This is a genomic window from Microcoleus sp. Pol12B4, assembly GCF_036701385.1.
GTDB lineage: Bacteria > Cyanobacteriota > Cyanobacteriia > Cyanobacteriales > Microcoleaceae > Microcoleus.
The window spans coordinates 1-4,695 of record NZ_JAUBQR010000330.1; the positions used below are offsets into that span (position 1 = coordinate 1).

At 44.6% G+C, this 4,695-nt stretch carries 6 protein-coding genes; 3 read left to right on the forward strand and 3 right to left on the reverse strand.

Annotated features, from left to right (window positions below):
* Window positions 1-1,091, forward strand: a 1,091-nt coding sequence (locus QUA38_RS27400) for a tetratricopeptide repeat protein (protein ID WP_333167464.1), incomplete at its 5' end; no start/stop codon positions are given.
* Between the two features lie 56 nt (window positions 1,092-1,147).
* Here the strand turns inward: QUA38_RS27400 and QUA38_RS27405 are convergent.
* The 3 genes from QUA38_RS27405 to typA all read right to left on the reverse strand — a co-directional run bounded on the left by QUA38_RS27405 (window position 1,148) and on the right by typA (window position 3,528).
* Entirely contained in the window at window positions 1,148-1,414 is a 267-nt protein-coding gene (locus QUA38_RS27405; RefSeq protein WP_333167466.1) for a Txe/YoeB family addiction module toxin, read from the reverse strand.
* Window positions 1,411-1,635, reverse strand: coding sequence for a hypothetical protein (locus QUA38_RS27410; RefSeq protein ID WP_333167468.1), 225 nt, complete (start codon window positions 1,633-1,635; stop codon window positions 1,411-1,413). Before QUA38_RS27410 ends, QUA38_RS27405 begins: the two co-directional genes overlap by 4 nt.
* Before the next feature lie 102 nt (window positions 1,636-1,737).
* Window positions 1,738-3,528 (reverse strand): translational GTPase TypA, encoded by a 1,791-nt coding sequence (gene typA / locus QUA38_RS27415; RefSeq protein WP_333131827.1) that lies wholly within the window; start codon window positions 3,526-3,528, stop codon window positions 1,738-1,740.
* A 294-nt stretch (window positions 3,529-3,822) separates the two neighbouring features.
* On the opposite strand from typA, the gene QUA38_RS27420 reads away from it, so the two are divergent.
* Together QUA38_RS27420 and QUA38_RS27425 are read left to right on the forward strand one after the other, a co-directional pair.
* Window positions 3,823-4,140, forward strand: a complete 318-nt coding sequence (locus QUA38_RS27420; RefSeq protein WP_333094619.1) for a type II toxin-antitoxin system RelE/ParE family toxin — start codon at window positions 3,823-3,825, stop codon at window positions 4,138-4,140.
* Entirely contained in the window at window positions 4,133-4,501 is a 369-nt protein-coding gene (locus QUA38_RS27425; RefSeq protein WP_333094474.1) for a transcriptional regulator, read from the forward strand. The genes QUA38_RS27420 and QUA38_RS27425 overlap by 8 nt, the downstream gene beginning before the upstream one ends.
* The last annotated feature ends 194 nt before the right edge of the window (window positions 4,502-4,695 follow it).

Consider the following 4,695-nt stretch of genomic DNA (forward strand, 5'->3'; position numbering starts at 1 on the left):
TAGAAAAGCTATATCTACGCGGATTGCTTTGCGACTACAGTTCAAATGAAATGGCTACAAAGCTATATAAAAATGCTAGGGGAATTGACACGACTCTCTGTCAAACCATTTATCGATACGTTGAAAAACTTACAAACAAATCTACTAACACGGTTAAAAACTGGAGAGATATCCCAGATTGGCTTGAGCTAGCAGGATATAAAACCAGGTCATCTAACTCTGTTGAAAATAAGCCAGTAATTGCACCTTCTCTTTCAGAGAATGATATTGATGCTCTGGTGGAGACAGTGCCATCGCACTCTCAGATGATTCCTGAAAACTTCAATAATCTGGGAATGGACAAGGCTAAGGAAAGAGATTTTGAGGAAGCAATTGAAAATTTTAATCAAGCAATTAAGCTTAATCCTAATTATGCAGATGCCTACAATAACCGAGCTAATGTTCGGCATGAACTAAGGGACGATCCGGGAGCAATTGAGGATTACACAGAGGCGATATTGCTCAATCCTTATTGTGCAATATTTCACAACAACCTGGGTATTATTTATTCTAACTCAGGTGATTACAGAGGAGCACGGATCGATCACACCCGAGCAATTCAACTAAATCCTGAGTATGCTCAAGCCTACAATGACCGAGGTTTTAATAATTTAGAAATAGGGGATCTGCAAGCGGCACTTAAAGATTTCACCCAAGCAATTGAACTAAGTCCTGATGATGCCCTTGCTTGGAATAATCGAGGTGATGTCTACTTTTTGAAACTAGGCGATCTGCAAAAAGCGCTTGAAGATTATACTCAGTCAGCTTGGCTGAATCCCCATAATGAAAAAACCTTCTACAACATGGGGGTTATTCGTTTTAGGTTCGGGGAAAAAGAGAAAGCGCTTGAGAATTACACTCAGGCAATTCAGCTTGAACGGAAATTTGCTGAAGCTTATCACAACCGAGGCATTGTCTACGGTCATTTGGGAAATCACCAAAAAGCAGCTCTGGATCTTCACCACGCTAAAAATTTATATCATGTACAGGAAAAAGAAGAAAATTATCAAGAGGTACTTGATCTAATAGAAGAACTTCAGGAAGAATATTGAGAGCGATCGCATTTAGTAAATTGATAAAAAGAGCAATCGCTACATTGCTTAAAGCTTCATTCACTATAATGATTCTTACAAGCTGCGATCGCAATTTCTTCATCCGTAACGTGGTAAACCAAACGATGTTCGTTATCAATGCGCCTCGACCAAAAACCACTTAACTCGTATTTCAGAGGTTCAGGTTTGCCCAATCCTTCAAAGGGCGATCGATCTATATCTTTAATCAATTCTACAATTTTGCGATAAATCTTTTTGTCTAATTTTGACCATTCATTAAAATCTGCCAAAGCAGAAGATTCAAAAATAATTCTTCTGCTCATTGCAAATCCTGTAGATCCACTTCAACTAAATTTTGTCTGTCTTTAACATTTTCAATAGCTTTCAACAGTTTGGTTTTATTGACTTCCGATTTCAAAAGATATTCGGTTTCATCGCATTCTGAGACAATTATTTCAATCTCTTTATCTCCAAAAATCGCTTTAATTTGTTCTAAAAAGTTACGATCTAGTTCACTGGCTTTTAAACGATAAACTGTTGACATCGTTTTTACCTATTTTTGATTTCTATAAAAATTAATATTGCCTTTAAATACAGTTTGAAGTTGACACTAAGGGCTGGCCAAATTGCCAGCCCTTAAGTTGTTTTAGCGTTTCACCAACTTCTTAGAAACCTTCCGCAGGCGAATTGATTTCGGCGTTACTTCCACCAATTCATCCTGACCGATGTACTCCAAAGCACGCTCCAAACTCATATCGACTGGTGCTTGCAATTGCGCCAATTCTTCACCGCCAGATGCGCGGTGGTTTGTCAACTGCTTCGACTTGCAAATATTCAGCTCCATGTCTTCATCTCGGTTGTTTTCTCCGATAATCATCCCTCTGTAAACCTTGGTTCCGGGGGTAATGAAAAATACGCCGCGGTCTTCAGCATTTTTCAGTGAATAAGTAGTTGCAATTCCTTCTTCAAAAGAAATCAATACTCCGTTGCGACGGGCGATAATTTCTCCACCGAGGGGGCGATAGTCGAGGAAGCTGTGGTTCATAATTCCAGCGCCGCGAGTCAAGCGCATGAACTCGCCTCGGAATCCAATCAAACCGCGAGCAGGGACTGAAAATTCGATTTGGGTGCGACCGGTGCTGCTGACGTGCATATCTTGCATTTCTGCTTTCCGCTGACCGAGGCGTTCGATGCAGCCGCCGACTGCTTCTTCGGGTACGTCTAACACCAAACATTCAAAGGGTTCGCAGGGACGACCGCCGATTTCGCGGAAGATTACTTGCGGTTGAGATACTTGGAATTCGTATCCTTCGCGACGCATATTTTCGATCAGGATGCCGAGGTGGAGTTCGCCGCGGCCGGATACGAGGAATTTATCGGGAGATTCGGTTTCTTCGACGCGCAAGGCGACGTTGGTTTGGAGTTCTCGCATTAGCCGATCGCGAATTTGCCGAGATGTCACCAAACTTCCTTCTTGACCGCAGAACGGCGAATCGTTCACCGAGAAAGTCATCTGCAAAGTCGGTTCATCTACCTTGATTAAAGGCAGCGCTTGCGGGTCGTTCGGACAGGTAATTGTCTCGCCAATATACGCATCAGCAAAACCGGCAACGGCGACAAGATTACCAGCAGAAGATTCTGGGATATCAATCCGCTTCAGGCCTTCAAAGCCCATCAATTTGGTAATTTTTGATTTGACAATCGCGCCGCTTTCGGTGATTAAGACTGCTTGTTGACCGATTCTAATCGTGCCGTTGTGGATGCGGCCGATGACAATGCGACCGACGTATTCTGAGTAATCTAAGGTGGTTACTTGCAGTTGTAGTGGCTTGTTGGGGTCGCCTACGGGGGGTGGTACGTGGTCGAGGATTTCTTCAAACAGGGGCTTCATATCTACCCCTTCGTCTTCGAGGTGTTTTTTGGCGTAACCGCTTAAGCCGGAACCGAAGAGATAGGGAAATTCGCACTGATCGTCGTCAGCACCTAGTTCGAGGAACAGATCCAAAACTTTATCGACGGCTTTGTGGGGGTCGGCTCGCTCGCGATCGATCTTATTCACAAAGACGATCGGGCGCAGTCCTTTTTCTAGGGCTTTTTTGAGCACGAACCGGGTTTGCGGCATCGGGCCTTCGTTGGCGTCTACGATCAGCAGACAGCCGTCAACCATGCCGAGAACTCGTTCGACTTCTCCGCCGAAGTCCGCGTGTCCGGGGGTATCGACGATGTTGATCAGGGTTTCTCCGTACCTGACGGCGGTGTTTTTGGAAAGGATGGTAATGCCACGCTCGCGCTCGATGTCGTTGGAGTCCATGACGCAATCTGGGATTTCTTCCCCTTCGCGGAAGATCCCGGACTGTCTGAGGAGAGCGTCCACAAGGGTGGTTTTGCCGTGATCGACGTGAGCAATGATGGCGACGTTGCGAATGGGAAGACTCATAATGCGTCTGGAACGTTAAACGGATCTAACTAAAGATTTCTTAATAATTGTAGCGCATGGAGTCAAGGGCCGATCGAGCGGGGCTGTAAGATTGGAGTGCGATCGTCGCTAGAATCAAGATTATGGAAGCGCAACAGAGAGAAATGTAGCGTTACACTACCCCTAACGGCAGAGTTCCTTTCGATCGGCGATTTTGAGTTGGCCCTGGTGAAGAAGGTTGGATACGGGGCGATCGCCGATATTAAGATGAGGGTGCAAGTTTGATCGACCTTATGGAAGTACAACGAGAGAGATATTCAGCAGTATCAGATACCTGATGGCAAAATTCCTTTTTCCGAGTGGTTGGAATCTCTTCGAGACTTTAAAGGCAAAGCCAAGATTATTAAAAGGCTTGAGCGGGTTAGCGATGGCAATCTGGGAGATTCTCGATCGCTGGGAGAGGGAGTCTGGGAATTTAGGATTGACTTTGGCCCGGGCTACCGCGTCTATTTTGGACAAATAGAAACAACTATAGTGCTTCTGCTGTGTGGTGGAGATAAAAGCACTCAAGAGCAAGATATTAGCACAGCTAAGAAATATTGGAGAGAATACAGGAGCAGAGAAAATGCCTAAAAGCGTACCTTACCATCCGTTAAAAATTAAATCTCTCAAAGACCCCTTATTTGCTGTGGCTTACCTCACAGAGATACTTGAGGAGGAAGAAGGAGATTTGGAATTAGGAATCATGCGAAAAGCACTTCGAGATGTATTTGAGGCTCTGGGCGAACCAAATATGTCTGCTGAGGATGCTAAATTGCATTTGGAAAAGTTAGATATTTTGTTGTCGGGAGAAGGAAGTGCGACAATTTATGCTTTGGCTAATTGGCTGAAGGTTTTGGGATTGAAGTTATCTGTTGTAGTTGATGAAGGGGATAAAGGGGAAGAGGAAGATTCTGTTGGTGGCGCTGAGTTGGCGGAAGTTGGTAATGTTTGATTTTGGGCGATCGAGCTTTAAGCTACTAATTAGACCTTAAAGGCGCTCGAAGCCCGATCGCTAAAGGAAGTAGCCGATCCCTCCGGCGTATCCTACAATACTGTTAAAACTTATGCCCGATCGCCCCGTATGGTAATGACTGACATCGGTGCTCTGCTAAAATTGGCCCGGACGTTTGATGTGTCGATCGAAGA

What these genes read in the sequence shown, in the direction of transcription:
- QUA38_RS27405 (WP_333167466.1), bottom strand. Translation starts at nt 1,414, where the DNA reads ATGAGCAGAAGAATTATTTTTGAATCTTCTGCTTTGGCAGATTTTAAT.
- QUA38_RS27410 (WP_333167468.1), bottom strand. Translation starts at nt 1,635, where the DNA reads ATGTCAACAGTTTATCGTTTAAAAGCCAGTGAACTAGATCGTAACTTT.
- typA (WP_333131827.1), bottom strand. Translation starts at nt 3,528, where the DNA reads ATGAGTCTTCCCATTCGCAACGTCGCCATCATTGCTCACGTCGATCAC.
- QUA38_RS27425 (WP_333094474.1), top strand. Translation starts at nt 4,133, where the DNA reads ATGCCTAAAAGCGTACCTTACCATCCGTTAAAAATTAAATCTCTCAAA.